The sequence below is a fragment of the Hyphomonas adhaerens MHS-3 genome (genome assembly GCF_000685235.1).
Taxonomy (GTDB): Bacteria; Pseudomonadota; Alphaproteobacteria; order Caulobacterales; family Hyphomonadaceae; genus Hyphomonas; species Hyphomonas adhaerens.
This window is the reverse complement of sequence record NZ_ARYH01000002.1, coordinates 87,216-112,865: the sequence shown is the minus strand read 5'-3', so window position 1 is coordinate 112,865 and position 25,650 is coordinate 87,216. Positions and strand designations below refer to the sequence as shown.

30 protein-coding genes are annotated in these 25,650 nt (G+C 60.6%); 12 read left to right on the top strand and 18 right to left on the bottom strand.

Features of this window, described 5'->3' with window-relative positions; all coding sequences use genetic code 11:
• Positions 1–99 precede the first annotated feature (99 nt).
• The gene (locus HAD_RS12695; RefSeq protein WP_051596274.1) at positions 100–1,686 is read left to right on the top strand and encodes an AMP-binding protein; all 1,587 of its coding nucleotides are present in this window, start codon (positions 100–102) and stop codon (positions 1,684–1,686) included.
• Positions 1,687–1,695: 9 nt separating this feature from the next.
• On the opposite strand, the gene HAD_RS12690 is transcribed toward HAD_RS12695, so the two are convergent.
• Complete coding sequence (locus HAD_RS12690) at positions 1,696–2,034, bottom strand: winged helix-turn-helix transcriptional regulator (protein ID WP_035572368.1); 339 nt, start codon at positions 2,032–2,034, stop codon at positions 1,696–1,698.
• Between the two features lie 57 nt (positions 2,035–2,091).
• Here HAD_RS12690 and HAD_RS12685 point away from each other — a divergent pair, with 57 nt between their 5' ends.
• A complete protein-coding gene (locus HAD_RS12685) occupies positions 2,092–2,691 on the top strand; it encodes a 2-hydroxychromene-2-carboxylate isomerase (RefSeq protein WP_035572844.1) in 600 nt (199 codons plus the stop codon).
• Here HAD_RS12685 and HAD_RS12680 read toward each other — a convergent pair.
• Positions 2,688–3,686, bottom strand: a complete 999-nt coding sequence (locus HAD_RS12680; protein ID WP_035572367.1) for an adenosine kinase — start codon at positions 3,684–3,686, stop codon at positions 2,688–2,690. The two genes, HAD_RS12685 and HAD_RS12680, sit on opposite strands and share 4 nt — an antisense overlap.
• 80 nt (positions 3,687–3,766) lie before the next feature.
• On the opposite strand from HAD_RS12680, the gene HAD_RS12675 reads away from it, so the two are divergent.
• A complete protein-coding gene (locus HAD_RS12675; RefSeq protein WP_035572366.1) occupies positions 3,767–4,651 on the top strand; it encodes an ATP-grasp domain-containing protein in 885 nt (294 codons plus the stop codon).
• On the opposite strand, the gene HAD_RS12670 is transcribed toward HAD_RS12675, so the two are convergent.
• Positions 4,645–5,415 (bottom strand): DUF481 domain-containing protein, encoded by a 771-nt coding sequence (locus HAD_RS12670; RefSeq protein WP_035572365.1) that lies wholly within the window; start codon positions 5,413–5,415, stop codon positions 4,645–4,647. The genes HAD_RS12675 and HAD_RS12670 overlap by 7 nt on opposite strands.
• Positions 5,416–5,604: 189 nt before the next feature.
• On the opposite strand from HAD_RS12670, the gene HAD_RS18605 reads away from it, so the two are divergent.
• A complete protein-coding gene (locus tag HAD_RS18605; RefSeq protein WP_156942276.1) occupies positions 5,605–5,991 on the top strand; it encodes a hypothetical protein in 387 nt (128 codons plus the stop codon).
• Positions 5,992–6,065: 74 nt separating this feature from the next.
• Here HAD_RS18605 and nth read toward each other — a convergent pair whose 3' ends face one another.
• Entirely contained in the window at positions 6,066–6,812 is a 747-nt protein-coding gene (gene nth, locus HAD_RS12660) for an endonuclease III (protein WP_035572363.1), read from the bottom strand.
• Positions 6,813–6,870: 58 nt separating this feature from the next.
• Here nth and HAD_RS12655 point away from each other — a divergent pair, with 58 nt between their 5' ends.
• The 4 genes from HAD_RS12655 to HAD_RS12640 all read left to right on the top strand — a co-directional run bounded on the left by HAD_RS12655 (position 6,871) and on the right by HAD_RS12640 (position 10,191).
• The gene (locus HAD_RS12655) at positions 6,871–7,359 is read left to right on the top strand and encodes a DUF2244 domain-containing protein (RefSeq protein ID WP_051596273.1); all 489 of its coding nucleotides are present in this window, start codon (positions 6,871–6,873) and stop codon (positions 7,357–7,359) included.
• Positions 7,360–7,459: 100 nt separating this feature from the next.
• Complete coding sequence (locus tag HAD_RS12650) at positions 7,460–8,794, top strand: cytochrome P450 (protein WP_051596272.1); 1,335 nt, start codon at positions 7,460–7,462, stop codon at positions 8,792–8,794.
• Positions 8,795–8,873: 79 nt separating this feature from the next.
• Positions 8,874–9,545 carry a nitroreductase gene (locus tag HAD_RS12645; protein WP_035572361.1) on the top strand — a complete coding sequence of 224 codons (672 nt, stop codon included), beginning with the start codon at positions 8,874–8,876 and terminating at the stop codon, positions 9,543–9,545.
• A gap of 43 nt (positions 9,546–9,588) precedes the next feature.
• Complete coding sequence (locus HAD_RS12640; RefSeq protein WP_035572359.1) at positions 9,589–10,191, top strand: DUF1287 domain-containing protein; 603 nt, start codon at positions 9,589–9,591, stop codon at positions 10,189–10,191.
• Between the two features lie 2 nt (positions 10,192–10,193).
• Here the strand turns inward: HAD_RS12640 and scpB are convergent, their stop codons facing one another.
• The 5 genes from scpB to HAD_RS12615 form a co-directional block, all read right to left on the bottom strand.
• Positions 10,194–11,210, bottom strand: a complete 1,017-nt coding sequence (gene scpB / locus HAD_RS18435) for an SMC-Scp complex subunit ScpB (RefSeq protein WP_241765366.1) — start codon at positions 11,208–11,210, stop codon at positions 10,194–10,196.
• Complete coding sequence (locus HAD_RS12630; protein WP_035572358.1) at positions 11,203–12,036, bottom strand: segregation and condensation protein A; 834 nt, start codon at positions 12,034–12,036, stop codon at positions 11,203–11,205. The genes scpB and HAD_RS12630 overlap by 8 nt, the downstream gene beginning before the upstream one ends.
• Positions 12,033–13,070, bottom strand: a complete 1,038-nt coding sequence (gene nagZ, locus HAD_RS12625; protein ID WP_051596271.1) for a beta-N-acetylhexosaminidase — start codon at positions 13,068–13,070, stop codon at positions 12,033–12,035. Before nagZ ends, HAD_RS12630 begins: the two co-directional genes overlap by 4 nt.
• Positions 13,070–13,897, bottom strand: a complete 828-nt coding sequence (locus HAD_RS12620) for an SPOR domain-containing protein (protein WP_035572354.1) — start codon at positions 13,895–13,897, stop codon at positions 13,070–13,072. Before HAD_RS12620 ends, nagZ begins: the two co-directional genes overlap by 1 nt.
• 130 nt (positions 13,898–14,027) lie before the next feature.
• Complete coding sequence (locus HAD_RS12615) at positions 14,028–15,200, bottom strand: deoxyguanosinetriphosphate triphosphohydrolase (protein WP_035572352.1); 1,173 nt, start codon at positions 15,198–15,200, stop codon at positions 14,028–14,030.
• 36 nt (positions 15,201–15,236) lie between these two features.
• Here HAD_RS12615 and erpA point away from each other — a divergent pair, with 36 nt between their 5' ends.
• Both erpA and HAD_RS12605 read left to right on the top strand, forming a co-directional pair.
• Positions 15,237–15,569 (top strand): iron-sulfur cluster insertion protein ErpA, encoded by a 333-nt coding sequence (gene erpA / locus HAD_RS12610; RefSeq protein WP_035572351.1) that lies wholly within the window; start codon positions 15,237–15,239, stop codon positions 15,567–15,569.
• 64 nt (positions 15,570–15,633) lie between these two features.
• Positions 15,634–16,803: an epoxide hydrolase family protein gene (locus tag HAD_RS12605; protein ID WP_035572349.1), complete on the top strand. Its 1,170-nt coding sequence runs from the start codon at positions 15,634–15,636 to the stop codon at positions 16,801–16,803.
• On the opposite strand, the gene nusB is transcribed toward HAD_RS12605, so the two are convergent.
• The 7 genes from nusB to glyA are packed head-to-tail and all read right to left on the bottom strand — an operon-like array spanning position 16,800 to position 21,905.
• Positions 16,800–17,267 (bottom strand): transcription antitermination factor NusB, encoded by a 468-nt coding sequence (gene nusB / locus HAD_RS12600; protein ID WP_051596270.1) that lies wholly within the window; start codon positions 17,265–17,267, stop codon positions 16,800–16,802. The two genes, HAD_RS12605 and nusB, sit on opposite strands and share 4 nt — an antisense overlap.
• Complete coding sequence (gene ribH, locus HAD_RS12595) at positions 17,264–17,692, bottom strand: 6,7-dimethyl-8-ribityllumazine synthase (protein ID WP_035572346.1); 429 nt, start codon at positions 17,690–17,692, stop codon at positions 17,264–17,266. Before ribH ends, nusB begins: the two co-directional genes overlap by 4 nt.
• Entirely contained in the window at positions 17,692–18,819 is a 1,128-nt protein-coding gene (ribB, locus tag HAD_RS12590) for a 3,4-dihydroxy-2-butanone-4-phosphate synthase (protein WP_035572343.1), read from the bottom strand. The genes ribH and ribB overlap by 1 nt, the downstream gene beginning before the upstream one ends.
• Before the next feature lie 6 nt (positions 18,820–18,825).
• Positions 18,826–19,446 carry a riboflavin synthase gene (locus tag HAD_RS12585; RefSeq protein ID WP_035572342.1) on the bottom strand — a complete coding sequence of 207 codons (621 nt, stop codon included), beginning with the start codon at positions 19,444–19,446 and terminating at the stop codon, positions 18,826–18,828.
• A gap of 24 nt (positions 19,447–19,470) precedes the next feature.
• Positions 19,471–20,118, bottom strand: coding sequence for a RibD family protein (locus tag HAD_RS12580; RefSeq protein ID WP_035572340.1), 648 nt, complete (start codon positions 20,116–20,118; stop codon positions 19,471–19,473).
• Entirely contained in the window at positions 20,115–20,591 is a 477-nt protein-coding gene (gene nrdR, locus HAD_RS12575) for a transcriptional regulator NrdR (RefSeq protein WP_035572339.1), read from the bottom strand. The genes HAD_RS12580 and nrdR overlap by 4 nt, the downstream gene beginning before the upstream one ends.
• Positions 20,592–20,597: 6 nt before the next feature.
• Complete coding sequence (gene glyA / locus HAD_RS12570; RefSeq protein WP_035572337.1) at positions 20,598–21,905, bottom strand: serine hydroxymethyltransferase; 1,308 nt, start codon at positions 21,903–21,905, stop codon at positions 20,598–20,600.
• A 213-nt stretch (positions 21,906–22,118) separates the two neighbouring features.
• Between glyA and HAD_RS12565 the strand changes: the two genes are divergently transcribed.
• On the top strand, positions 22,119–22,520 hold the full coding sequence (locus HAD_RS12565; protein WP_035572335.1) for a Ros/MucR family transcriptional regulator: 402 nt from the start codon (positions 22,119–22,121) through the stop codon (positions 22,518–22,520).
• A 50-nt stretch (positions 22,521–22,570) separates the two neighbouring features.
• Here the strand turns inward: HAD_RS12565 and hemA are convergent, their stop codons facing one another.
• Both hemA and HAD_RS12555 read right to left on the bottom strand, forming a co-directional pair.
• Positions 22,571–23,788, bottom strand: a complete 1,218-nt coding sequence (gene hemA, locus HAD_RS12560; RefSeq protein ID WP_035572332.1) for a 5-aminolevulinate synthase — start codon at positions 23,786–23,788, stop codon at positions 22,571–22,573.
• Positions 23,789–23,893: 105 nt separating this feature from the next.
• Positions 23,894–24,685 (bottom strand): class II aldolase/adducin family protein, encoded by a 792-nt coding sequence (locus tag HAD_RS12555; RefSeq protein WP_035572329.1) that lies wholly within the window; start codon positions 24,683–24,685, stop codon positions 23,894–23,896.
• A 146-nt stretch (positions 24,686–24,831) separates the two neighbouring features.
• Between HAD_RS12555 and HAD_RS12550 the strand changes: the two genes are divergently transcribed.
• Positions 24,832–25,599, top strand: a complete 768-nt coding sequence (locus tag HAD_RS12550; RefSeq protein ID WP_084331985.1) for an NAD kinase — start codon at positions 24,832–24,834, stop codon at positions 25,597–25,599.
• Positions 25,600–25,650: the final 51 nt, after the last annotated feature.

The following is a 25,650-nucleotide window of genomic DNA, read 5'->3' as shown; positions in this document are numbered from 1 at the left end:
CATGCAAACTTGCAATGTTCGCCGCTCTCTGGCTGCTTGGCGACAAAATGTTACAAACAAGTGAGGCGGAAACCGTCCACGAGGAAACCAGAGCCGTTCATGACCACGCTACCGATTCCGGCGCCATTGCCGTATCAACCCGCGCGAACCCGCACTGATCTTTTTGCCGCTCTCATGCGGGCCGCGGGCGAATTTGGCCGCAACAAGACCATCATTTACGACATGGTCGACGGCGAAGAACGCCTGCTCAGCTACAAGGAAGTGATCCGCGGCGCGTTTGGCCTCGGCTCGGCCTTGGCCTCGAAAACCAAATCCGGCGAATCGGTTGGCATCATGCTGCCAACAGGCGCAGGCGCAGTGATCGGCTTTTACGCATTGTCGGCCTACAACCGCGTTCCGGCGATGCTCAACTTCACGGCCGGTTCGCGGAACCTGAAAGCGGCCATGCGGGCCGCTGAAATGACGAAGATCGTCACGGCCCGCAAATTCATTGAAATCGCTGGTCTCGAAGCCCTGGTGAAAGACCTCTCCCGTGTTGCGGAAATCATCTATCTTGAAGATGTCCGCGACAGCCTGTCTCTCAAGGACAAGCTCGCAGCCCTGATCGGTCCGCTCGCGCCTGGCCTGATCCGCCGCAAGGCGCGCTACAAGAGCCCGGGCGTCGTTCTGTTCACGTCCGGTACGGAGGGCGAACCGAAAGGCGTTGTCCTGAGCCATGAAAACGTCATGGCAAATGTGGAGCAGGTCCGCGCCCATATCGGCCTCGATGTGAATACGGACAAGCTGTTCAATCCGCTGCCCACCTTCCACTGCTTCGGCCTGACCGTCGGCGCCATCCTGCCGCTGATCGCAGGCATTCCGGTGGTCTTCCATCCCTCGCCGCTGCAGCCGCGCGAAATCGTGAAACGCATCCGGGAAACGGGCGTCACCATTCTGCTGGCGACGGACACATTCATCTCCCAGTATGCCCGTGTAGGGGCTGATGGGGACATGAGCTCCATCCGTCTCGCCGTCTGCGGCGCAGAGCGCGTGAAGGACGAGACGCGATCGCTGGTTCGCCGCAAGTTCGAAATCGAAATTCTGGAGGGGTATGGCGCGACCGAGGCCTCACCCGTCGTTGCGGCCAATCAGTGGGAGCGCAACAAGCCCGGTACGGTTGGCGTGCTGATGGCGGACATGGATCATCGTCTCCTGCCGGTGGACGGTATTCCGGAGGGTGGCCGCCTGCACATCAAGGGTCCGAACATCATGATGGGGTACCTCCGCCCGTCCGCACCCGGGGTCCTCGAAGCACCTGATGACGGCTGGCACGATACCGGCGATGTGGTGGCAATCGACGAGGATGGCTTCATCCGCATCATGGGCCGTGTGAAGCGTTTCGCGAAGATTGGCGGGGAAATGGTGTCTCTGGCGGTGGTCGAGAACTGCGCGAGCGCCATCTGGCCCGACAACCTGCATGCGGCAGTCGCCATGCCCGACCCGCGCAAAGGCGAGCAGATTATCCTGCTCAGCGATTGTCCGGACTGTAACCGTGAAGAGATTCTCGCCTGGGCGCAGAGCCACGGCGTGCCGGAGATCTCCGTGCCGAAGCGGGTCTACCATGTCGACGAGATCCCGGTGCTCGGCACCGGCAAGATCGATTATGGCAATGTGCAGAAAAAGGCTGTGGACCTGACAGAAGCCTGAACCGGCCAGTCAGGCATTGGTCGCCCGGCGGACAGGCATGTGCTTCTTGCCCCAGTCTTTCAGCGTCATGAGCGCGGGGGCCAGTTCCTGCCCCTTCTCCGTCAGCACATAGTCGTACCGTTTCGGCCCGGCGGAATATTGCCGGCGCTCCAATATTCCTGCTTCAACCAGCCGCTTCAGGCGCTCGGCCAGGATGTGGCGGGTCATGCCGCTCGACTCGATGAACTGTTCGAACCGTGACAGGCCGAGAAAACAGTCCCTGAGGATCAGAAGCGTCCACCGGTCCCCCACGACAGACAGCGTCCGCGCGACCGGGCACCAATTATCCGAGAGTTCTGTCCATTTCATACTTGAAAGCCTAACCTGATTTGTCTTAGTTCCAAAATGAAACTTGCGGAGACCCAGATGACCAAGGCGCTTGAGTTCTATTTTGACTATATCAGTCCCTATTCCCATATTGCCAACGCAGCCGTTAAACAGCTGAAAGCGCGCACCGGGGCCGTCGTCGAAATCAAACCCATGTTCCTTGGTGCTGTCATGCAAGGCACCGGAAACCGCCCCCCGGGCATGGTGCCGGCCAAGAACACCTACATGCTGGCAGACCTGCAGCGCTGCGCCGGGCGCTATGGGCTCACCGTCCGCATGAATCCCTACTTCCCCCTGGTCAGCACGCGCGACCTGCTGCGGGCCACCATCGGTCTCGCTGGCGATCCGGCCAAGCAGCAGCGTTTCATCGACGCCTGCTTCCGTTACATGTGGGAAACGCCTGAAGCGCTGAAACCGGACGATGATGCCTCCGTCAAAGCCATGTGCGACGCGGAAGGGTTCGATTTCGCCGAGATCAAACGCCTCGCCAATGACGACGCCTGCAAAGCCGCAATGAAAGAAAATACCGACACAGCGATCGCACGCGGCGCATTCGGCTCCCCGACCTTCTTCGTGGGCGAAGAGATGTTCTTCGGGCATGACCGGCTGGACTATGCCGCCGAAGCGATAACCGCCTAGGCGAAGATCCCGGCGGCTTCCGCAAGCACCTTGTAGGAGACCGCCGGACGCGGGCCGAAATGACTGATCACTTCAGCGGCCGCGATATGGCCAAGCCGGGCGCAGCTCGCCAATGGCAGGCCGCGTGACATACCGAACAGGAAGCCGGCCGCGTACTGATCGCCCGCGCCGGTTGTGTCCACGACCTCCTTCACCGGCACCGCCTCAACCGCCAACGGCTCGCCGTCGCCTATGACAACAGAGCCTTTTTCGCTGCGCGTCACGGCCGCAACCGCCGTATCGGCCTGCAGCGCCGCCATGGCGGCGTCGAAATCGTCGGTCTCGTAGAGCGCCAGCAGCTCTTCCTCGTTGGCGAAGAGAATATCGACATTGTTCTTGACCAGCTGGAGGAAGCTCGGCCGGTGGCGATCGACGCAGAACCTGTCGGACAGGGTCAGCGCCACCTTGCGGCCTGCGGCCTTGGCGATCTCGGCTGCGTAAATGAAGGCTTCCTTGGCTTCATCCTTGTCGAACAGATAGCCTTCCAGATAGAGGATCCCGCCAGCCTTCACGACATCGGCATCGACGTCTTCTTTCGAAAACAGAACGGATGCGCCGAGGAAGGTGTTCATGGACCGGTGGCCGTCTTCCGTCACGAATATGATGCTGCGCGCTGTCGCCGGGCCTTCGGTCAGCGGTGAGGTCGGAAACGGCACACCGCCGGCTTCCATTTCCTTCCGGAACTGAGCCCCGAGCTCATCGTCCGCCACCTTGCCGATATAGGCCGCCGACGCGCCGAAGCTGGCGAGGCCGGCAATCGTGTTCGCCCCGCTTCCGCCGGATGTGTAAAGCGGCTCCCGGGCGACGCTGGTCAGCTCATGTGCGCGCGGCTCCTCGATCAGGTTCATCGCATTCTTGAGAATGCCCCACTCGGCCAGGAAAGCGTCGTCAGCACGCGACAGGACGTCCACGATCGCATTGCCGAGACCCACTACATCGAAACGCACGTCCGTCATCCGGAATCTCCTGCTGAAAAGGGGGGCATTGCCAGAGCCGGACGCTGGACGCAACCGGCGAGCGTGCTAAAGGCGCGTCCATGAAAATCGCCTACATCGCCTCGCAGGTCACCCTTCCCGGAACACCCGGCCGACGGGATGATGCATTTGAGCACGACTACATGATGGACGCCTTGCGCCCGGCCTTCGAGGCCCGGGGCCTGACGATCGTGGATGTCGCCTGGGACGACCCGGACGCCGACTGGAGCAGCTACGGCGCCGCCATCATCGGCACAACGTGGGACTATTGGGACCGGCAGGAAGAATTCCTTGCCACGCTCGACCGGATTGGAAAGGCCACACGCCTCTACAATCCCGTCGATCTCGTCCGCTGGAACATTCACAAGACCTATTTGCGGGATCTCGAAGCGCGCGGGGCGCGGCTCATTCCCACCGTCTGGCTCGACAAGGCGGATGCGGCGAGCGCGGCCGGCGCCTTCGATACGCTCCAGGCCGACGACCTCGTCTTCAAACGCCAGGTCGGCGCCGGCGCCGACGGCCAGCACAGATTGAAGCGAGGCGAGCCGGTACCAGACATGCCCCACGCCATGATGGTGCAGCCCTTCCTGCCGACCATCCAGAGCGAGGGCGAATACAGCTTCATCTTCATTGGCGGGGAATTCTGCCACGCTCTGGTGAAGCGGGCGGTGCCAGGCGACTATCGTATCCAGTCCAAATATGGCGGCACCGAAACGCCCGTCGATCCGCCAGCGGATGACCTCTCAGAGGCGTCCGCGATCATCGCCATGCTGGATGAAGCGCCCCTCTACGCCCGCGTCGACATGGTCCGTCGTGAGGATGGCAGACTGCTGCTCATGGAACTGGAAGCCATTGAACCCTACCTTTACCCCGTCGAAGGCCCGCGCCTCGGCGACATGATCGCCGAGGCCGTCAGGCAACGATTGGAAACGACACCCGCTCAGTGAGCGCCGAACTTGTAGACGACTCCGATTTTCGTGGCTGTATCGGTCGTCTCATATCCGTCCGGCGGATTGGTATCGTAACGCGTATCGAACCCGAAACGGGCCGAAAGCGATCCGTTGATCTGCGCCGTCAGCGCGAGGCCGTTGGAAATCTGTGTGGACTCTTCCGCATAAAGGACATCCGTGATGTTCGACAGTTCCACCCTTTCGTTCAACGCCCAGGCAAACTTCGACTTTCCAACGAGACCTGCGGACGTGACTGTCTCTGCAGGCCTGACAACAGGTGCGCCCAGACTATCCACCGTCACGACGCGTTTGACCTCGTCAATCTTCACACCGGGACCACCGCGGACAACCCAGGTCACCGGATCAAGCCCAAGGAAGCGATACCCGAGACCGCCGCCGACGAAGGCGCGGCTATCGAAACCGGTGAACTGGTCCACCTCGTAGGATCCGCGAGCGAATGAGAACACATTATCGCTGATCGTGTAGTCGATATTCATGCCCAGGAACGCGCGGTTGCGGCTCTCCAAACCGTCCTGCTCGCCATAATCGACCTGCCCCTGGATCCCGTAGTCCCATTTGCCGGTGATATGATCGACATCGAAGTTGAGGCCAATGTCTCGCGTATCTGTGTTCCCGCTCGTCATACCGGCGCTCAGCGCGCCCTCGCCTGACCAGCCTTCGACGCGCTCACCATCCGCATGAGCCGTCAAAGCTAATCCCGAGAGAGCGGCGCCCATGGCCGCACACATAATATACTTCATTGGCACTTCCCTTTTTCCGTCGTTCGCTCTTCCTGCTCGGCGTGACGCAAGATTAGCGAAAATAAGGCGAACTGGAGGCCAGCGATTCGCGCGGCTTCTCCACCCCTTTAAACATCGCATCCTGTCGTAAATGCGCACTTAAAAATAAATCCATCCAACACCTCCGTAGCCGGATGTATATTGCCTGCCATGTCACTCCTTCATCCACCTCCAGGCTTTCCGCCGCATCTTGCATTGGTCTGGCCCCTGATCTGGATCCAGGTGCTTCTGCTTCGCGCAGGGGTGCGGGCCGCCTATGGGAAAGGTGTTCAATATCGCTGGAGTGTCACGCCGAACGGGCACGTATCCCTCGCGTCGATTGACTGGCTACCTTCGCAGAAAAAAGCGCGTGAATGGCTGACGCCGCCATCCCATCCGTGCGAGCGGCTGGCGTCCGTATGCGGCCGGGCTTACATGCCCGCTTACACAGCACTTGGCGTCGAGACCGGAGCCTTCCGCGCCGGTCTGCCATCAGGCTGGCGAGATAACAGACACGCCCAGCGGATAATGCCGACCCTGCCCCTGCCTGAAACCTGACGGCACCGCCCTTCCAGACAACTTTATCCGATCTAGCGCCTTCACAGGCGTCGCACCTGCTGGCGGAAACGCGCCTACTTTTTCTTCTTCGGCGCCTTCGGGCCAAGCGATGAGACTTTTGCGGGGTCCGCAGTCTTCGGCGTGTATTTGCACCATTCCGCGATCACACAACGCCAGCACTCCGGTGTGCGGGCCTTGCAGACATAACGCCCATGCAGGATCAGCCAGTGATGCGCGCCCTTCTTCCACTTCGGCGGGGTGACCCGCTCCAGCCCCGCCTCCACCTCGTCGGGGGTCTTGCCCGGGGCAAGCCCCGTCCGGTTGGAGACACGGAAAATGTGGGTGTCGACAGCGATGGTCGGTTCGCCGAAGACCTCGTTCATCACGACGTTCGCTGTCTTGCGGCCAACGCCTGGCAGGGTTGTCAGTTCGTCGCGGGTCCGCGGCACTTCTCCGCCGAAATCGTCAAGAATCTTCTGGCTTAGCGCGATGACGTTCTTCGCCTTGTTGCGCCACAGGCCGATCGTCTTGATGTGCTCAGCCACGCCCTCTTCGCCGAGATCCAGCATCTTCTCGGGCGTGTCGGCGATGGCGAACAGCTTCCGGGTCGCCTTGTTCACCCCCACATCCGTCGCCTGTGCCGACAGGGCCACGGCCACAAGCAGGGTGAAAGGGCTGGAATATTCGAGCTCGGTTTTCGGGTCCGGCCGGTCATGGGCCAGGGCGGCAAAGATCTTCTCGGTCTTCTCCGGCCCCAAGGTACGGGGCGCCCGTTTTTTGGCAGGCTTTCGCGGAGGTGTCTTCTGCGGCGATTCGGTCATGTAATTTGTCTGTCAGGCCGCTTCCGAAGGGGCAAGAGCATGTTAAGTATTGTTCCCGATGCCTCACACGGACGAGATCATTTATTTTGATGCGCTTTTGACGCCGAACCGCTCACTTTCCGAGCGAGGGTTCGCCGTGGTCATGAGCATTGTCGGTGTTGTCAGCTTCCTGACCGGCATGGCCTTTTTGTCCATGGGCGCCGTTCCGGTGATCGGCTTTTTCGGTCTCGACGCCCTCGCCATCTGGCTGGCTTTCCGCTGGTCTTTCAGGAAACAGCGCGAAGAGACCCGGATCCGCATTACCGCCAGCAGTCTCGACATGATGCACCGCAAGGCCAACGGCACCGAAAAGCGCGTCAGTGTTCCGGCCGGATTTGCCCGTGTCGAACTGGACGAGCCCCTCCGCCCCGATTCGTGGTTGCGGATCGAACATGGCCGCACCGGATGGGTCATCGGACGCTTCCTGACTGTCCCGGAGCGCAAATCCCTCGCCGAAGCCATGAAAACGGCCCTCCACAAAGCGCGACTTGAGCGCCACACCGCATAAAAATGACGCAAGCGTCATGGTTTTTTTAAATTGGCCATGATATACACGTCGTAAGCGAGCAGACCGGTGCCCAGGGAGACCGGCATAAGGAGGATATAATATGGCTGCCGACACAGTTCATTCCATCGACAATCCGGCCCTCGAGCGGCCGAAAGTTTCCGACCGAGAACCCCTTCACGAAGGCTATCTCCGCGTCGGTGAGGAAGTCCCCCCGGCTTCCGACCTTGACCTGAAAACCCTTGATCTGGTGGACCCGGAAATCTGGCGCCAGAACAAGATGTGGGATCGGTTTGACCGCCTGCGCAAGGAAGACCCGGTGCACTACACGCCGGATTCCTTCGTCGGCCCCTACTGGTCCGTCACGACTTACGAAGACATCATGGCGGTCGATACCGACCACAAGCGCTTCTCTTCCAGCTGGGAGCATGGCGGCATCACGCTCGGCCAACCGCTCGAAGACTTCGAGATGCCGATGTTCATCGCCATGGACGAGCCGCGCCACTCCGAACAGCGCAAGACTGTTCAGCCGGCCGTCGCACCGAACATGCTCAAAGAGTATGAGCCACTCATCCGCTCGCGGACCCAGGGCCTGCTGGATTCCCTGCCGGTTGGTGAGCCAATCGACTGGGTCGACAAGGTGTCGATCGAGCTGACCACGATGATGCTCGCCACCCTGTTCGACTTCCCGTTCGAGAACCGCCGCCAGCTGACCCGCTGGTCGGACGTATCCACGAACATGAACAACCCGGACATCTGCCCCGGCGGCGAAGACCAGTGGCGCCAGGAAATGATGGAGTGCCTGACGACGTTCATGGGCATCTTCCAGGAACGCCAGGCCATTCCGCAACAGAACGACCTCATGAGTCTTCTGGCGCACGGCGAAATGACCAAGAACATGACGCCGATGGAATTGCTCGGCAACGTGATCCTTCTGATCGTCGGCGGCAACGACACGACCCGGAACACGATGACGGCGTCGGTCTACGCTCTGAACAAGTATCCGGAGCAGTATGAAAAGCTGAAAAGCGACCAGTCCCTGATCCCGAACATGGTGTCCGAGACGATCCGCTGGCAAACGCCGCTGGCCTTCATGCGCCGCACCGCGCTGGAAGACGTTCAGCTTCGAGACAAGCTCATCAAGAAGGGTGAGCAGATCGCCATGTGGTACATCTCGGGCAACCGCGATGAAAAGTTCTGGGACAAGCCGAACGATTACATCATCGACCGCGCCGATGCCCGCCGTCACTTGTCCTTCGGCTTCGGCATCCACCGCTGCGTCGGGAATCGCCTCGGCGAGCTGCAGCTGCAGATCCTCTGGCAAGAACTGATGGCGCGCTTCGAGCATATCGAAGTACTGGATGAGCCGTCCTATACGGCTGGCGCCTTCGTCCACGGCTACACATGGATGCCGGTGATCCTGCACCCCAAAAAATAAGTCCGGGCCAGAAGCCTGTTGGCTGACCCGGCGATAAGCCGCTAGACCTCCCGTCAGATCCTGACGGGAGGTTTTTTTCATGGACGTTTCCAAAGCAGTCGACCAGCGCATCTCAACCCGGGCCTTCCTGCCGGATGCACTTCCCGAGGCCGAAGTCCGGGAATGGCTGACCCAGGCGCAGCGGGCGCCCTCCGGTGGCAATGTCCAGCCCTGGCGCACCATCGCCGTGACCGGGCAGGCCAAGGACGACGTTATCGCCATGGCCGCCCCCATCCTCGCCGCTGATCCGCGCGGCCAGAAGACAGATCGGCCAATTTATCCGAAAGATCTGTGGGAGCCCTACGAAGCCCGCCGTCGGCGCGTAGGCGAGATGATGTACGAAGCCCTCGATATCCCGCGGGAAGACCGCCCGGCCCGCCTCGCATGGTTCGCAAACAATTTCCGCTTCTTTGGCGCTCCGCTCGCCCTTTTCCTGGTGATCGATGAACGGATGGGCCACGGCCAGTGGGGACACGCAGGCATGTACCTGCAAACGCTCGCCCTGCTGGCAGAAGAACGCGGCTGGGGCACGTGCTTCCAGGAATGCTGGGGCGTGCTGCGCCCGGCCCTGAAAGAGCATTTCAATCTCGCCCCAACCGAGATGATCTGGTGCGGTGTCTCCGTCGGCAAGCCGGACAAATCCCATCCGGTCAACACACTCCGTGCCGAACGGGCGCCCATTGACGAAATCGTCGAGTTCCACGGTTTCTAGATTCCGCCGCATTGCTGCCGGAACTGGATGATTAGATCGGTGAATGCAGACACGCCGATCCATGCTTGTGTCCACGCTGGCCCTGCCTCTCCTACCCGGTACGTTCGGCGACCGGGCACTCCCCTTCGCGGCGCGTCTTTCAAAGGCGGCCCGCGACCAGATCGGTGTGACACGAAGTTATGACGGCGCTTATGTCCGGCTGGATTACCCGATGGGCGATGTCGATCGTTCGACAGGCGTCTGCACCGATGTGGTCATCCGCGCTTATCGGGATGCCTTCGATGTCGACCTGCAAAGGCTCGTCCACAACGACATGAAAACCGCGTTTACGGATTATCCCGCGATCTGGGGCCTCAGCCGCCCTGACTGGAATATCGACCACCGCCGCGTCCCGAACCTCGAACGCTTTTTCGAACGGAAGGGCGCTGACCTGCCGCCGCCACAGACCCTGGACGGATGGGATCCTGGTGATCTGTACACGATGCGCCTGGGCGGGCGGCTGCCGCATATCGGCATTGTCTCAGACAAGCGAACCCCGGCGGGTCATCCCTACGTGATCCACAATATCGGCGGCGGGACACAGGAAGAAGATATTCTCGGAATGTTCGATGACGAACGCCGCTTTCGCTACGAAGTGGCCGCCTGAACCTATTCGTCCTCAGTCCATTCGGACATGGGTTGCTCCGGCGTGCGCTCTTCCTTGCGCAACCGCATCACGGCCGCCTTGATGTCGTCGCGGTCGAATTCTTCTTCATCGTCAGCAGACCGGACGGGCGCACGTGTGTAGGCGAAGACGCTGATGCCATCATCCTCTTCCTCGCCTGCCTCGGCCTCTTCCACCTTATCTTCCGGTGCAGGCTCTGCCTCAACTTCAGCATCCGCATCCATATCATCCTCATCCGGAGCATCGTCCATGAAGTCCGTGACGAAGGATTCGATCTCTTCGGTATCACCGCCCGCATCCACAAGCAGCTCTTCCTCGCTGAGGGCTTCCTCATCCGGCATCTGGAAGCCGTCAGGAATGACATCAGACAGCAGACCTTCGGCTTCGAGGTCTGCCTTGCCCGGCAGCGTGCTCAGGCTTTCGAGGCCGAAATGTTCCAGGAACGCATCGGTCGTGCCATAGGTCAGCGGCTGGCCCGGTGTCTTGCGGCGGCCCTTGATCTTGGTCCAGCCGGTTTCCATCAACGTGTCGAGAACAGCCTTCGAAACAGCCACGCCCCGCACGGCTTCGATTTCTGCCCGCGTCACAGGCTGGCCATAGGCGATGATGGCCAGCGTTTCGAGCGCGGCCTGGCTCAGCTTTTTCTGAACCTGACGCTCTTCCACAAACAGGTAGGACAGATCCTGGGCGGTCTGGAACCGCCACTTGCCGGCCACTTCGACGAGATTGACGCCCCGGTTCACGTACAGCGCCCGCAAGGTCATCAGCACATCGGCGGCTTCAACACCCTGCGGAAGGATCTCTGCAATCTGTGTAGCCGACATTGGCTCGCCAGCCGCGAACAGAACCGCCTCGGCCCGGCGCACGCCTTCGGCCAGCGCGTCGCTCATGTCGTCGTGCAGCGCCTCTTCAGACCGGCGGAAGGCCAGCGCGAGCTGCGTCACCGCGCTCGGTTTGTTTTCAGCTGGCGTTTCGTCGTTCATCTCAATCTTCTCAAACATCTGCATGGCTACCCCCTTGCGGGTCGGCTTGCGCATTGCGCAGGTAAAGCGGCGCAAAATGCGTGTCCTGCCGGACATCGACCTCGCCGTCGCGGACGAGTTCGAGGGCCGCTGAAAACACGCTGGCCGTTACCGACCGTGTTGGCAGCTCCGGATCCACATCCGTCATGGTCAGGCTGATCTCGTCAAGCGAAGACCACTGCGCCAACTGCCCTCGAAGCTGACGGAGCGTTGTGCGGGCAAGTTCCAGCGGCAGAACCATCTGCTGCTCGATGACGTGTGGACGCTCTTTCTCCTTGCGGTCACGGATCGTGCCGAAGGCCTGCGTCAGCTCATAGAGGCTGGCTTTCCATTCCGTGTGGCGGATCACTTTCGGCTGTTCCGGCGTACCGCGCAGGAAGACGACATTGTCCAGGATCGGTCCGCCCTGCAGCTCTTTCACCGCATCGCGCATGGCATCGAGGCGCTTCAGGCGAAAGGCCAGCCGGGCGGCCATTTCCTCGCCCGATGGCTCATCCTCTTCCGGCTTTTCCGGTTTGGGCAGCAGGAGGCGCGATTTCATGAACGCCAGCCATGACGCCATCAGCAGATAGTCAGCCGCCAGATCCATCCGGCGCTTCTTCGCGTCGTCGATAAAGACGAGGTATTGTTCGGCCAGGTCCAGCATGGAGAGGTGAAGCAGGTCCACCTTCTGGCGGCGGGCCAGTTCCAGCAACAGGTGCAGTGGCCCCTCATACCCGCCGACATCAACGCGGAAAATGTCCTGGATATCGGCCTCTTCCATATCGGAAGAGAGTGCCTCCATCGTGACGGCATCCGAACTCATGCGGCTGCCCCCACACTGGGAAACAATTCGTGGAAGCGCTGCCATGCCCGGGCGAGTTCGATCGGCTCAGCCTGGCTCGCGATGGCATCGGCCGCTGCGGCGCGCTCACCGGCCCGGCCGGCGAGCACCGGAGCAGCCTCCGCAACTTCCGTCATCTCGGCGAGGATCTCGCCCGGATCCTTCAGAAAACCGGAACAATGCAGCAGCATATCGCAGCCTGCCTCGATCGACGCATGCGCGCGATCGGCAAGGCTGCCGCCAAGTGCCCTCATCCCCAGATCATCGGTCATCAGAAGCCCATCAAACCCGATTCGGCCCCGTATGATCTCCTGAATCATGTAGCGCGACACCGTCGCGGCCTTACCCGGATCATAGGCTTCGAACGCAATATGCGCCGTCATCGCCATCGGGGCATCGGCTACGCGGGCAAAGGCATCGAAGTCTGTCGACAGCTCATTGTCCCCGGCTGTCACGCGCGGCAGTTCCATATGGCTGTCCGCCATCGACCGGCCATGTCCTGGAATGTGCTTGATCACCCCGGCCACACCGCCGGCCTGCAGGCCCGCAAGGGCGGAATTGGCCAGATCTGCCACCTGGACCGGCTCTGTTCCGAACGCCCGGTCGCCAATGACGTCATGGGCGCCCGGCACGGGCAGATCGACAACCGGCGCACAATCCGCATGGATGGAGAGGCTGGCCAGCTCCGATGCGATCAGCCGGTGACCCAGCCAGCAGGCTTCGCGGCCCAGTTCCGGATCCCGCTCATAGAGCGCAGCATAGTCAGCGCCGCGCGGAAACAGCGGCCACTCCGGCGCTTTGAGGCGCGCCACACGTCCGCCTTCCTGATCGATGAAAATCAGCGTTTCCCGGCCTGTCGCGTCCCAGATGTCGGCCACCAGCCGGCGGACCTGGTCCCGGGATACGCAGGAACGCCCCATGAGGATCACACCCCACGGGTTCTGCGTCCGGAAAAGATCCGTTTCACCTGGTGTCAGGACGGCGCCTGACACGCTGAGAATGCAGGCCTTCGCCACTATCCGGTCACCACAATACAGTTGTCGCCTTCCGCCTTTAGCGCGTCGCAGAAGGCGTCGGCCTCTGTTTTTTGGCTAAATCCCCCCACGCGCAAGCGGTAGAACACACCCTTGGCGCCGAGATCTGCCCGCTGGATGCGTTTTCCGGCGCCCCGGAACAGATCCGGGTGCTCGGTGGAAGACTTGCGCCACTCGGCCTCTGCAGCGTCCTGCGTCCGGAACGCCGCAACCTGGACCATGTATGTGCCGCTGTCACTGAAGGCAAACTGAGGCGCCACTTCACGCGGCCGCGGCGGCGCAGCCCGGGGCGCCGGCATCGGCGTGAGCGGCGCTGATTCGATCTGCCGGTCCGGACGGCTGAGGTCCGCCAGTTCAGCAACTTCGTCAGCGACCGCGTTCGGCATGCCATTGTCGGGATCGCTGCCGTCCATTTCGTCGTCATTTGGGCGCAGGTCGATCGGCGGGCCGCCCTGCAGCATGTCCGCTTCGTCGCCACCGTCGAGATTGGCGAGGTCCGGGATGCGTTCAGACGCGTCCATTTGGTCGTAGAATCGCTTGTCCGTGTCGCGCACCTCAAGGCCGCCGCGATCCTCGGGAACGCGTTTGTAGGGCTGCGCATCGGCGATCACGCTGGGCAGACCACCACCATTGGAGCGAACGCCCTGCCGGTACGTGTTCCAAACCACCGCGCCGAATACCAGCAGCACGCCGATCGCCAGCGCCAGAATCAGCGGTCCGCGCGCCGTCTCGTCGTCGCGAATATCGAATCCGCGGTAATCATCTTCGAATGGCGACCCCTCATCGGCGCCGTAACGATAGCGGCTCATGAATCGTCCCTTCAGTCTTTTTCCCGAGGTTAATTTTTAAGCCTGTTTCGTTAACGGCGATTGAACAGCCGTCCGTCCCGGCACTGCAATGACAGGGATATCCGCAGTTCCTGCAGCAGATTCCGGTGGGTTACCCCAACCGGGTGAGATCGCAGAGCCGCCCGTGCTCCTCAATGGCATAGCCATCCGTCATGCCGGCAATGTAGTCGCAAACGATCCGCGCCCGGCGGAACGTGTCGGCCTGCGTTGCGTCCTGACGCCAGGGGGCCGGCAGGGTTTGCGGTTCAGCTGTGAACCCCTCGAACAGCTCGGCGAGGATCCGTTTCGCCTTGGACCGCATCCGGTTCACTTTGTAGTGCTTGTACATGCGCTCAAACAGGAACGCCCGCAGCGCACGCTGCTTGTCCGCCAGCTCATCGCTGAACCCGACCAGCGGTTCCCCAAGGGCACGGACCTCCGCAGCACTTGCCGGCTGCAGGCGTTTCACCCGCCGGCGGGTTTCGTCCACCAGATCATTGATCCAGATGCCGATCAGCTGCCGCACAGCCTCATAAGTGACCATCCGATCCGTTAGGTGCGGATATTCTATTTTCACACCGCGGAATACGTCTCCGACAATGGGCAGTTCCATCAGTTCCTGGATCGTGAAAAGGCCTGCGGCGATCCCGTCGTCAATGTCGTGGTTGTTGTAGGCGATATCGTCCGAAAGCGCCGCAACCTGGGCTTCTGGCCCTGCGAACTGGTCAAGCTCAAGGTCCTCGATTCGGGAAAACTCCCGGAATGCGGCTGGCAGGTCCGCAATGTGCGTATCGGCACCGATCAACGGACCATTGTGCTTCACGAGCCCCTCAAGCATTTCCCATGTCAGGTTCAGGCCGTCGAACCCCGGATACCGGACTTCCAGCCGGGTGACGACGCGCAGGGTCTGGGCGTTGTGATCGAAGCCATCATAAGGCTGCATGCACGCGTCCAGCTGGTCTTCCCCCGCATGGCCGAACGGCGGATGACCGATATCATGGGCTAGTGCCATGGCTTCGGCGAGGTCTTCATCGAGCCTCAGGGTGCGGGCGATGCTGCGCGCGATCTGCGCCACTTCCAGTGAATGGGTCAGCCGGGTGCGAAAATGGTCGCCCTCATGCGCCACAAAGACCTGTGTTTTCTGCTTCAGGCGCCGGAATGCGGTGGAGTGAATGATGCGGTCGCGGTCACGCTGGAACGGCGTACGCGTAGCGGACGGGGCCTCATCGTGATAGCGGCCCCGGCTGTCTTCATGGCGCGTTGCATACACCGCTCTCTTTTCCATTGGTCCAAACGTCCCTATCTATGGGTCATGAGCACGATGACCGACCCTGATGTGACCCTTACCGCTTCGGCTGCCAAGCGCATTAATGCGATTCTGGCCAAACAGGACGGTGCAGACTATCTGCGCGTCTCCGTCGAAGGCGGCGGCTGTTCAGGCTTTTCGTACAAGTTCGATTTCGCCTCCGAGGCGAATCCGGATGACCGCCTCATCGAACGCGACGGCGCGAAGGTCCTGATCGATGAGATGAGCCTGGAATTCCTCGCCGGTTCCGAAATCGATTTTTCGACCGAACTGATCGGCGCCGCATTCAAGATCAACAATCCAAATGCGACCGCTGCCTGTGGCTGCGGAACCAGCTTTTCTATCTGACGCCGGGTCAACGCTCGCGCCGGTTGTGCCTTCAGGTTAGGGTCCGCCCTGCAGGAGGACCCTCATGAGCCAGGTACGCCCGTTTAACATCTCCGTTTCAGACTCAAAGCTCGCCGCAATCCGCGAACGGGTTTCGGCTTACCGGTGGTTCCCCGCCCCGGAGAACGAGCAAGGCTTTGCCTATGGCATGTCCACTCCGGTGCTGCAGGACCTCTGCAAATACTGGCTGAACGATTATGACTGGCGCGCGCAGGAAGACCTGCTGAACAAATTCCCGAGCTTCAAGGCCGAGGTCGGCGGAATGGATATTCATTTCGTCCACGTGGTCGGAGAAGCCGAAGGCAAGCGTCCGCTCCTGCTGACACATGGCTGGCCCGGCTCCTTCTTCGAGTTCTGGGACGCGATCGAACCGCTTGCCTTCCCGTCGAAACATGGCGGCGACGCCGCCGATGCCTTCGATATCGTGATCCCCAGCCTTCCCGGCTACGCCTTTTCGGACAAGCCGGCGTCTCCGATGGGCCAGCGCGCCACGGCTGCGCTGTGGGATGAGCTGATGCGGGAGGTGCTCGGCTACAAGACCTACCTCGCACAGGGCGGCGACTGGGGCGGGCTGGTCACTTCGTGGCTTGGCATGAACCACGGAACGCACGACAAGCAGGGCGGCTGCCGGGCCATTCACCTGAACATGATCGGCTTCCGCCCGACACCGCCCACTCCGGATACGGAGGAAGAAGCCGACTGGCTGGCCCATATGCAAGGCGCCATGCAGGCCGAAGGCGCTTATTTCATGGAACAGGCCACAAAACCGCAGACGCTCGCCATGGCGCTCATGGACTCACCTGTCGGCACGGCGGCATGGATCATCGAAAAGTTCCACGGCTGGTCAGACCTGCGCGACAGCGACCTTTATTCCGTCTACACACGAGACCAGTTGCTGACCAATGTGATGATTTACCTGGTGAACGACGCCATTGCGACCAGCGTCTGGTACTACAACGCGCTCTTCCAGGAAGGTGGCGTGCAGCTGCCGGAAGGTGCGCGCTGTGAAACGCCAACCGGTTTTGCGAATTTTCCCGGAGAGAAGGTCTATACGGCCCCGCCGCACAGTTGGGTCCGGCGCGCCTACAATCTGGCGCATTGGCGTGACATGCCGAAAGGCGGGCACTTTGCAGCGATGGAAAAGCCGTCCCTGTTCGTAGACGAAGTCAGGACCTGGGCACGCAAACTCGATTAGGCGCGCAAATCTTTCCCGACATTGTCCAGCACGGCATTGGCGAATTTTGCTTCGGACTCTTCAAAAAAATCATGCGCGAGAGACACATACTCGTCCATGATCACAGCATGCGAGAGGTGTTGGTGAACAATGAATTCGCCGGCACCCGCGCGAAGCAGTGCGCGCATGGTGGCGTCGAGGCGCGTCAGTTTCCAGCCTGAGGCCAAACGCTTCAGGATGGCCTTGTCGATTGTCGCCTGATTGTCGACCACGCCATTGACGATCGACTTGAAGAGATCCGGATCCGCCTCTTCCACCGGCTCCTCATTCGGGCCGATGCCAAGTTTGTCTTCCATGAAGGCACGAATTGTCTCGCGCGCCGATTTGCCGGTCTGCTCCATGGCGTAGAGCGCCTGCACTGCCGCAAGGCGCGCCCCCGCCCGGCGAGCGCGGGTGACTTCAAAAGGAAAATTCTGATCGCTCAACGAATGAGTTCCTTGCGGAATTTGATCATCGAAAGACAGGCATTGGCAGCATCGGCGCCCTTGTTGCCGCGCTTGCGGTCTGCACGGGCCAGCGCCTGCTCTTCGTTCTCCACGGTCAGGATGCCGTAACCGATAGCCTGGCGGCGGTTGACGATGAGGTCCATCAGGCCACGCGCGCTCTCACCGCAAACATAATCGTAATGCGTGGTCTCACCACGGATCACGCAGCCAAGCGCGATCGCACCATCAAAACGGCCGGAATCCGCGCCCATCGCGATCAGTCCCGGCAATTCAAACGCGCCGGGGACTTCCATGACGGTGACTTTCGCGTCGGCTGCTTCCAGCACTTCCATCGCGCCAGCCAGCATCTCTTCGGAAATATGTTTGTAATAGTGCGAAACCGCTATCAGGACCCGGTCAGCCATCAGTTTGTCTCCTCGTTGAGGCGGCGCCACCCCTCTATCGTCATGCCGTATCCGTCAAGCCCTGCAACGCGGGTGGGCTGCGTATCGGACAGGAAAATCATTTTGCGCACGCCCAGTTCCCTTAGGATCTGTGCGCCAATCCCATACTCCCGCAGCGGCGCCGTCGGATCCTTGGGTGTGGATGACTTGAGGCCCATACGCTCCGCAATCGCATTGGGCTGCATCGTATTCACGAAAACGATCACACCCGGCTCTTCAGCCTTGGCGATGATACGCATGGCTTTCTCGACCAGACCTTGCCTTGGGCCACGTTCTCCCAGGATATCCGCAAGCACATCGGTCCGGTGAACCCGGACCAGCGTCGTCGAATCCGGTGTTATCGTGCCGTGAACGATGGCGATATGTTCCGAGTTATCCAGCACATTGCGGAAACAGACGGTCCGGAATCCATCGCCATAAGCCGACTCCAGAGGCGCCTCGACCCGGCGCTCCAGGAAGCGGTCATTCTGGCGGCGCCAGGCAATCAGGTCTGCAATCGTGCCGATCTTGAGATTGTGCAGCTGCGCAAAGGCGACGAGGTCTGGCAGACGGGCCATGGAACCGTCTTCGTTCATGATCTCGCAAATTACGCCCGACGGGTAGAGGCCCGCCATGCGGGAGATATCGACAGCGGCCTCGGTATGGCCCGCCCGCACCAGCGTGCCGCCATCCTTGGCGACCAGCGGGAACACGTGCCCCGGCGAGACGATGTCGTCACAATCCCTGGTCGGGTCGATAGCGACCGCAATGGTCTTGGCGCGATCATGCGCGGAAATGCCGGTCGTCACGCCCTCTTTCGCCTCGATCGAGACGGTGAAGGCGGTGCCCATGCTTTCCCGGTTATTCCGGGTCATCATGTCGAGATTGAGCGTGTGCGCACGCTCCTGAGTCATGGCGAGACAGATCAGCCCCCGGCCATGCCGGGCCATGAAGTTGACCTGTTCCGGAGTCGCAAAAGTCGCCGGAATGATGAGGTCGCCTTCATTCTCCCGGTCTTCTGCGTCGACCAGAATGAACATCCGCCCGTTACGGGCATCCTCGATGATCTCGTCGATCGAGGAGATCGCGTGCTTGAAGTCGTCTGACATTGTTTTTTACTGCCCTTCCGGTGCGTCTGCACCGATCATGCGGGCGACGTACCGCGCCAGCATATCTATCTCAAGGTTCACACGGCTGCCCGGCTGTAGTTCGGCCAGTGTGGTCACCTCCCATGTGTGTGGAATAACGGCGACCTGGAAGTCACCATTCGGCAAGGCGTTCGCCACAGTGAGCGAAACGCCGTTCACTGCTGCAGACCCCTTGGTTGCAAAATACCGGGCGATGTCGGCGGGCGGCCGGATTGTGATCCGGCGGCTCTGCCCCTCGTCCTCGATGGAAACGATTTCTCCGACGCCATCGACGTGGCCGAACACGAAATGCCCGCCCAATTCGTCACCCAGCTTGAGGCTTTGCTCCAGGTTGACCCGTGCGCCTTCGTTCCAGTCTCCGAGAACAGTCTTCGCCAGCGTCTCCGGAATGGCTTCGACAGCGAACCAGGCGCCGCGTTCTCCCTGCCCCATGTCGACGACCGTCAGGCAAACACCGGAGTGCATGATCGATGCGCCCATGGCGATGTCGTCCAGCGGGTAGCCGCTCTCGACTTCGAACCGGGTAAGGCCATTGCGATGTTCTGCCTTCCGGACTTTACCGACGTCAGTGACGAGACCTGTGAACATGGGAAGACCTTCGGAAGACTTTTGCTAAGAACGAACATAAGTGTTCAGAACGTCATCCCCAATGCGTTCCGTCGCGACAGGTTTCCACCGTGTCGCATCCGACAGGTTTTGCAGCCCGAGCCCCCCCAGGGCTGGCAAACCGTCGCCGCCAATCAGGATCGGCGCCACAAACCAGGCGATTTCGTTGACGAGGCCGGCACGGATGAAGCTTGCCGCCAATGTGCCGCCACCTTCAATCAACAGCGAAGAAATCCCTTCCGCTGATGCCCGGCGCAGCAAATCCTGCACATCCATGCGCACGCCATTGCCGCAACGCCACACTTCAACACCACTTCGCGTCAGGAAATCCTGTGGCTGGCCATTCGTGGCCACGACCACCCGGCCACTCGAAACAGACTGAACAAGCCGCGAACTGAGCGGCGTGCGGCCATTGGAATCGGCCACGATGCGGACAGGTTGTTTCTTCGGCATGGGCACCGTGCGCGCCGTCAGCAAGGGATCGTCCGCAAGGACCGTACCGATACCGACAAGGATGGCGTCATGCGACGCACGCAGCTCGTGTCCGCGAGCACGGGATTCACTGGACGTGATCCACCGGCTCGTCCCATCGGCAAGAGCAATGCGCGCGTCCAGCGATGTGGCGAGCTTCAGCGTGACCCGCACGCTACTCATTCGTCTTCGAGGTCCTCTTCGTCCTCGAGAGCGGCCTTCTCTATGAACTGCGCGAAATCGCTTGGATCACGAAAATCCTTGTAGACGCTGGCAAACCGGACATAGCCGACCGGATCGACCATGCGGAGCGCTTCCATCGCGAGCTCGCCCACATCATTGGACGCAACCTCCGGCTCTCCCGCGCTTTCCAGCTTCCTCAGTATACCCGAAACCATCTGGTCGATTTGCTCACGGTCGACCGGACGTTTGCGCAATGCAATCGTGATCGACTTTGTCAGGCGCTCCCGGTCGAACGGGACACGTTTTCCATCACGCTTCACGACCGTGACTTCACGTAGCTGGACGCGCTCGAACGTGGTGAAGCGTGCGCCGCAGCTTTCACAGACCCTGCGGCGGCGCACAGCGGTATCGTCTTCAGCCGAGCGGCTGTCCTTTACCGATGTGTTTTCAGACCCGCAGAATGGACAACGCAAACCCGATCAGCCTCCCAGGCCACCATAAATGGGGAACTGCGCCGTAAGCGCTTTGACGTCCTCACGGATACGGTCTTCCGTAGCCGTACTTTCACCGCTCGCAACAGCATCCACGATTTCGCCGATCCATGTGCCGATCTGGGTGAATTCCGCTTCCCCGAAACCACGGGTCGTACCGGCCGGTGATCCGACACGGATACCGCTCGTGATGGTCGGCTTTTCCGGATCGAACGGCACACCGTTCTTGTTGCAGGTGATGTAGGCACGGCCGAGCGCGGCTTCCGCATCCTTGCCGGTTACCTTTTTCGGGCGCAGGTCGATCAGCGCGACATGTGTGTCCGTTCCGCCGGACACGACATCCAGACCGCTTGCCTTGGCGGCGGCGGCCATTGCGCGGGCATTGGTCACGACTTGCGCTGCATAGTCCTTGAAGGACGGCTGGAGCGCTTCGCCGAACGCGACGGCCTTCGCTGCGATCACATGCATCAGCGGTCCGCCCTGAATACCGGGGAAGATGGCTGAATTGATCTTCTTGGCCAGCTTTTCGTCATTGGTCAGGATCATGCCGCCGCGCGGGCCGCGCAGTGTCTTGTGCGTGGTCGTTGTCGCCACATCGGCAAAGTCCAGCGGGTTCGGATGCGCCCCGCCGGCAACGAGGCCGGCGAAGTGCGCCATGTCGACCATGAAGATCGCACCAACCTCATCGGCAATTGCGCGGAAACGGGCAAAGTCGATTTCACGCGGATAGGCGGAACCGCCGGCAATGATCAGTTGTGGACGATGTGCTTTGGCCAGGCGCTCAACCTGTTCGAAATCGATACGGTCATCCTCGCGGCGCACGCCATACTGAACGGCGTTGAACCATTTTCCCGACTGGTTGGGTGGGGCACCATGGGTCAGGTGGCCACCGGCATCGAGGCTCATGCCGAGGATCGTATCGCCCGGCTTCAGAACCGCCTGGAACACACCCTGGTTCGCCTGGCTGCCGGAATTCGGCTGCACATTGGCGAACCCGCAATTGAAAAGTTGCTTGGCCCGGTCGATCGCGAGATTCTCGGCGATGTCGACGAACTCACAGCCACCATAGTAGCGGCGTCCGGGGTAGCCTTCGGCGTATTTGTTGGTGAGGACGGACCCCTGCGCTTCAAGCACGGCTTTGGAAACAATGTTTTCCGAAGCAATCAACTCGATTTCGTGCTGCTGGCGCCCCTGCTCCTTGCCGATCGCGGCAAAAACTTCCGGATCGCTGTCCTCAAGACCGGTTGAAAAGAAACCGCTGGTATCAAACCGTTGGGTCGGGGCGGTGTCTGCCATGGGAATCTCCTGCTTTCCGTGCGCTGTTTACGCGCAGAGCCGCGCCCTCGCAACTGGACAATCCCGCATAACAGACGCCAGGTTTTCTCAATCTTGTTTGGTGTATTATGGGTAATCGTGCGTAAATACTTACGAACTTCTGGTCTTCCCGTGCTCTTCGTGACAGTATGTTTCCAATTACCGTAGCATTACAAAAATAACGGTGGTGGCAAGATGGGTGAACTGAAGCAGGTTGACGTGCTGGGCATGACGACAGACATCGTCTCGTCCTACGTTTCACACAATACAGTTCCGGCTTCCGACCTGCCCGATCTGATCCGTTCGGTGCATGACGCGATTTCATCCATCTCAGACGGAGAGTCAGCGGATGCGGAAGCCCTTTCCCCGGCCGTGCCAATTTCAAAGTCCATCACGCCAGACTTCCTGATTTGCCTGGAAGACGGCCGCAAACTGAAGATGTTGCGTCGATACTTGCGGTCCCGGTACTCGATGACACCAGAAGAATACCGCGAGCGATGGAACCTGCCGGCAGATTACCCGATGGTCGCGCCGAATTATGCCAAACTGCGCTCGAAGCACGCCAAGAACATCGGGCTGGGCAAGAAAAAGAAATAGGCGCCCTGAAGGCGCCTATCCCATTCAAATTCGATTGATCACACGCTGAATCAGGCGGCCTTATCGAGGCCGAGCTGCTTCCAGACCGCCAGGATCGCCTCGACAAGCTCGTCCATCATGACGGCGTCGTGCACCGGACTTGGCGTGAAGCGCAGACGCTCGGTGCCGCGCGGCACGGTCGGGTAATTGATCGGCTGAACATAAATGCCGAAGTCGAACAGCAACGTGTCGGACAGGGCCTTGCAACGCTCCGGATCGCCCACCAGCAGCGGCACGATGTGTGACGGCGAGTCCATCACCGGCAAGCCTGCATCGCGGAACTTCTGCTTCAATTCTGCGGCCTTGGCCTGATGGATGGCGCGCAGTTTGCGGCCCTCGTCGGTACGCAGCTTCTGGATGCTGGCCAGTGCGCCGGCTGCCATCACCGGACAGGTCGACGTGCTGAAGATGAAGCCGGACGCCATCGAACGGATGGCATCAATGACGGTCGCCTTGGACGCGATATAGCCACCCATCACACCGAACGCTTTGCCAAGCGTGCCTTCGACAATGTCGATCCGATCGGCAACGCCCAGCATCTGCGCCACACCCGCGCCTTCCTGACCGTACATGCCGACAGCATGCACCTCATCCAGGTAGGTCAGCGCATTGAACTCATCGGCCAGGTCGCAGATCTCCTTCATGCGGCCGAAATCGCCGTCCATGGAGTAGACGCTCTCGAATGCGATCACTTTCGGACGGTCCGAATCGTCATTCTCCAGAAGGGACCGCAGGTGATCCACGTCATTGTGACGGAACACGCGGTAATCAGCGCCCGAACGGCGAATGCCCTCGATCATCGAGGCATGATTGAGCTGATCGGAATAGATGATCAGGTCTTTCATGATCTTGCCGAGTGTCGACAGGGTCGCGTCGTTGGACACATAGCCGGAGGTGAAGAGCAGTGCCGCTTCCTTCTCGTGAAGGTCAGCGAGTTCACGCTCAAGTTCGACATGATAGCGGGTCGTGCCGGAAATATTGCGCGTGCCACCAGACCCGGCCCCGAAGCTGTCGATTGCATCGTGCATGGAATTGATGACGTCGTCGTCCTGACCCATGCCCAGGTAATCGTTCGAACACCAGATGGTTACTTCGCGCTCGCCGTCTTCGAAGCGCGCCGTCGCCTTCGGGAACCGTCCTTTATGACGCTGCAGGTCAATAAAGACGCGGTAGCGTCCCTCAGAATGAATATTGCCGAGGGCATCCTCAAAGGCCTTCAGGTGTTTCATAATGCTTATCCCTCGTAAGCTCCGTGAAATTACTTAGACGCTTCCGAAGCGACATTTAATGGGCTGATAGCGTTTTCGCCGCTTTTGTCGCATCCGGGAGACTACTTAGGCGTCATAACCCGGATATTCACGGTCCAGTTTCCGCAGAAGCGCCGGCCAGACCAGCTTTTGGGACAGCATAGCCATGCCGGAGCTTTCCTTTGTCAGGCCGCCCTGCCCGGCCACCTTGTCCTGCAGCGACTCACCGCATTCGATCACCCCGTCACGTCCGGCCGAGAGGGCCATGACCTGCATGGTGCAGGCACGCTCAAGGAAGAACATGCGCGTGAAGGTCATCGCAGCGGTTTCCCCGCAGGTCAGCGTGCCATGGTTGCGCAGGATCATGGAGTGCTTCTTCGGGCCCAGATCGGCCACCAGGCGGTCCCGCTCGTCCAGGTCGAGCGCGATGCCTTCATAATCATGGTAGGCGACGTCTTCGCGCACCGTCATGGCCGTCTGGCTGAGCGGCAACAGGCCTTCCTTCTGGGCAGACACCGCCACCCCCTGATCCGTATGTACGTGCATCACGCATTTTGCGTCTTCGCGGGCAGCGTGGATGGCCGAATGGATCGTGAAGCCCGCCGGATTGATCATGGAATCGGTTTCCTGAACGATGTTGCCGTCCAGATCGACCTTCACCAGCGAAGATGCGGTGATCTCTTCGAAGAAATAGCCATAGGGGTTGATCAGGAAGTGGTGCTCCGGCCCCGGCACGCGGTGGGAGATGTGGGTGAAAATCATGTCGTCCCAGCCATACATGGCCGTCAGACGGTAAAGCGCCGCAAGGTCCACACGCGCCTGCCACTCTTCTGCGCTCACCGCATTGCGGATTTCGACCTTCTGGTTGCCGTCGGCCATGTCTCTGTCTCCCTTTGTTCTTGGGGGCAACTTAGCCCAAAAGCCCAGCCTTCGCCACTCCAAAGCTGACGCCTCCGTCACGCTTGGCCGCTCACTTGCAAACCGACGTCTTGACGCCGCTGCGGAACCTCAACCACATGGGTCCGATGAGTTCACTTCGTTTTGCCTTTTTCGCCTCCAAACGTCCTGAAGCCCAGGCCGCCCTGCCCACGCTTGTTCAGCGCTATGGACAGCACAGTGAAGCCGAGGCTGACGTCGTTGTCGCGCTTGGGGGGGATGGCGCCATGCTGGATTCGTTGCGCCGCCGCTTTGGCGATTCAAAGCCCGTTTACGGCATGAACCGGGGCACGATCGGCTTCCTGATGAACGAATACCGGGAAGATGACCTAGTTGAACGCGTCAACGCCGCGGAACGGGCCCAGATCATCCCGCTCAGCATGGTGGCGACCGATTTTCATGGCCAGGAACACACGGCCCTTGCGATCAACGAAGTGTCCCTGTTCCGCGAAACGGCCCAGACGGCCCGGCTCCGCATCACGGTGGATGGCAAGGTGCGCATGGAGGAACTCTCGTGTGATGGCGTCATGGTCGCGACGCCGGCCGGTTCGACCGCTTACAACCTCTCCGCTCATGGCCCGATCCTGCCGATCGGGGCCAATTTGCTGGCGCTCACGCCGGTCAGCGCCTTCCGCCCCCGCCGGTGGCGCGGCGCGCTGCTTCGCCACGATGCAAAAGTGATCATCGAAGTCATCGCGCCGGACCGCCGCCCCGTTGCCGCCGCTGCCGACAACCAGGAGGTGCGGGACATCGCCACCGTCCGGGTCGAGGCCGATCGCAGCAAACGGCTGACCATGCTGTTCGACCCCGGTCATGCCCTGGATGAACGCATTCTCCGGGAACAGTTCGGCTTCTGATTTCCTAGGATATTTTTAAGGCTTGGACGGTTTATTGAGCGCTCAGGAGTG

Bases quoted from the DNA above. Each gene is read 5' to 3' on its own strand.
- HAD_RS12650 (WP_051596272.1), top strand. From the start codon at position 7,460: ATGGCTGCCGACACAGTTCATTCCATCGACAATCCGGCCCTCGAGCGG.
- HAD_RS12680 (WP_035572367.1), bottom strand. From the start codon at position 3,686: ATGACGGACGTGCGTTTCGATGTAGTGGGTCTCGGCAATGCGATCGTG.
- HAD_RS12555 (WP_035572329.1), bottom strand. From the start codon at position 24,685: ATGGCCGACGGCAACCAGAAGGTCGAAATCCGCAATGCGGTGAGCGCA.
- HAD_RS12620 (WP_035572354.1), bottom strand. From the start codon at position 13,897: ATGAGCCGCTATCGTTACGGCGCCGATGAGGGGTCGCCATTCGAAGAT.
- HAD_RS12670 (WP_035572365.1), bottom strand. From the start codon at position 5,415: ATGAAGTATATTATGTGTGCGGCCATGGGCGCCGCTCTCTCGGGATTA.
- scpB (WP_241765366.1), bottom strand. From the start codon at position 11,210: ATGTTTGAGAAGATTGAGATGAACGACGAAACGCCAGCTGAAAACAAA.
- HAD_RS12630 (WP_035572358.1), bottom strand. From the start codon at position 12,036: ATGAGTTCGGATGCCGTCACGATGGAGGCACTCTCTTCCGATATGGAA.
- glyA (WP_035572337.1), bottom strand. From the start codon at position 21,905: ATGGCAGACACCGCCCCGACCCAACGGTTTGATACCAGCGGTTTCTTT.
- hemA (WP_035572332.1), bottom strand. From the start codon at position 23,788: ATGAAACACCTGAAGGCCTTTGAGGATGCCCTCGGCAATATTCATTCT.
- HAD_RS12690 (WP_035572368.1), bottom strand. From the start codon at position 2,034: ATGAAATGGACAGAACTCTCGGATAATTGGTGCCCGGTCGCGCGGACG.
- HAD_RS12580 (WP_035572340.1), bottom strand. From the start codon at position 20,118: ATGAGTAGCGTGCGGGTCACGCTGAAGCTCGCCACATCGCTGGACGCG.
- HAD_RS18605 (WP_156942276.1), top strand. From the start codon at position 5,605: ATGTCACTCCTTCATCCACCTCCAGGCTTTCCGCCGCATCTTGCATTG.
- HAD_RS12550 (WP_084331985.1), top strand. From the start codon at position 24,832: ATGAGTTCACTTCGTTTTGCCTTTTTCGCCTCCAAACGTCCTGAAGCC.
- HAD_RS12615 (WP_035572352.1), bottom strand. From the start codon at position 15,200: ATGGAAAAGAGAGCGGTGTATGCAACGCGCCATGAAGACAGCCGGGGC.
- HAD_RS12695 (WP_051596274.1), top strand. From the start codon at position 100: ATGACCACGCTACCGATTCCGGCGCCATTGCCGTATCAACCCGCGCGA.
- ribH (WP_035572346.1), bottom strand. From the start codon at position 17,692: ATGGCTGACCGGGTCCTGATAGCGGTTTCGCACTATTACAAACATATT.
- HAD_RS12605 (WP_035572349.1), top strand. From the start codon at position 15,634: ATGAGCCAGGTACGCCCGTTTAACATCTCCGTTTCAGACTCAAAGCTC.
- HAD_RS12675 (WP_035572366.1), top strand. From the start codon at position 3,767: ATGAAAATCGCCTACATCGCCTCGCAGGTCACCCTTCCCGGAACACCC.
- nth (WP_035572363.1), bottom strand. From the start codon at position 6,812: ATGACCGAATCGCCGCAGAAGACACCTCCGCGAAAGCCTGCCAAAAAA.
- erpA (WP_035572351.1), top strand. From the start codon at position 15,237: ATGACCGACCCTGATGTGACCCTTACCGCTTCGGCTGCCAAGCGCATT.
- HAD_RS12565 (WP_035572335.1), top strand. From the start codon at position 22,119: ATGGGTGAACTGAAGCAGGTTGACGTGCTGGGCATGACGACAGACATC.
- HAD_RS12685 (WP_035572844.1), top strand. From the start codon at position 2,092: ATGACCAAGGCGCTTGAGTTCTATTTTGACTATATCAGTCCCTATTCC.
- ribB (WP_035572343.1), bottom strand. From the start codon at position 18,819: ATGTCAGACGACTTCAAGCACGCGATCTCCTCGATCGACGAGATCATC.
- HAD_RS12645 (WP_035572361.1), top strand. From the start codon at position 8,874: ATGGACGTTTCCAAAGCAGTCGACCAGCGCATCTCAACCCGGGCCTTC.
- HAD_RS12640 (WP_035572359.1), top strand. From the start codon at position 9,589: ATGCAGACACGCCGATCCATGCTTGTGTCCACGCTGGCCCTGCCTCTC.
- HAD_RS12585 (WP_035572342.1), bottom strand. From the start codon at position 19,446: ATGTTCACAGGTCTCGTCACTGACGTCGGTAAAGTCCGGAAGGCAGAA.
- HAD_RS12655 (WP_051596273.1), top strand. From the start codon at position 6,871: ATGCCTCACACGGACGAGATCATTTATTTTGATGCGCTTTTGACGCCG.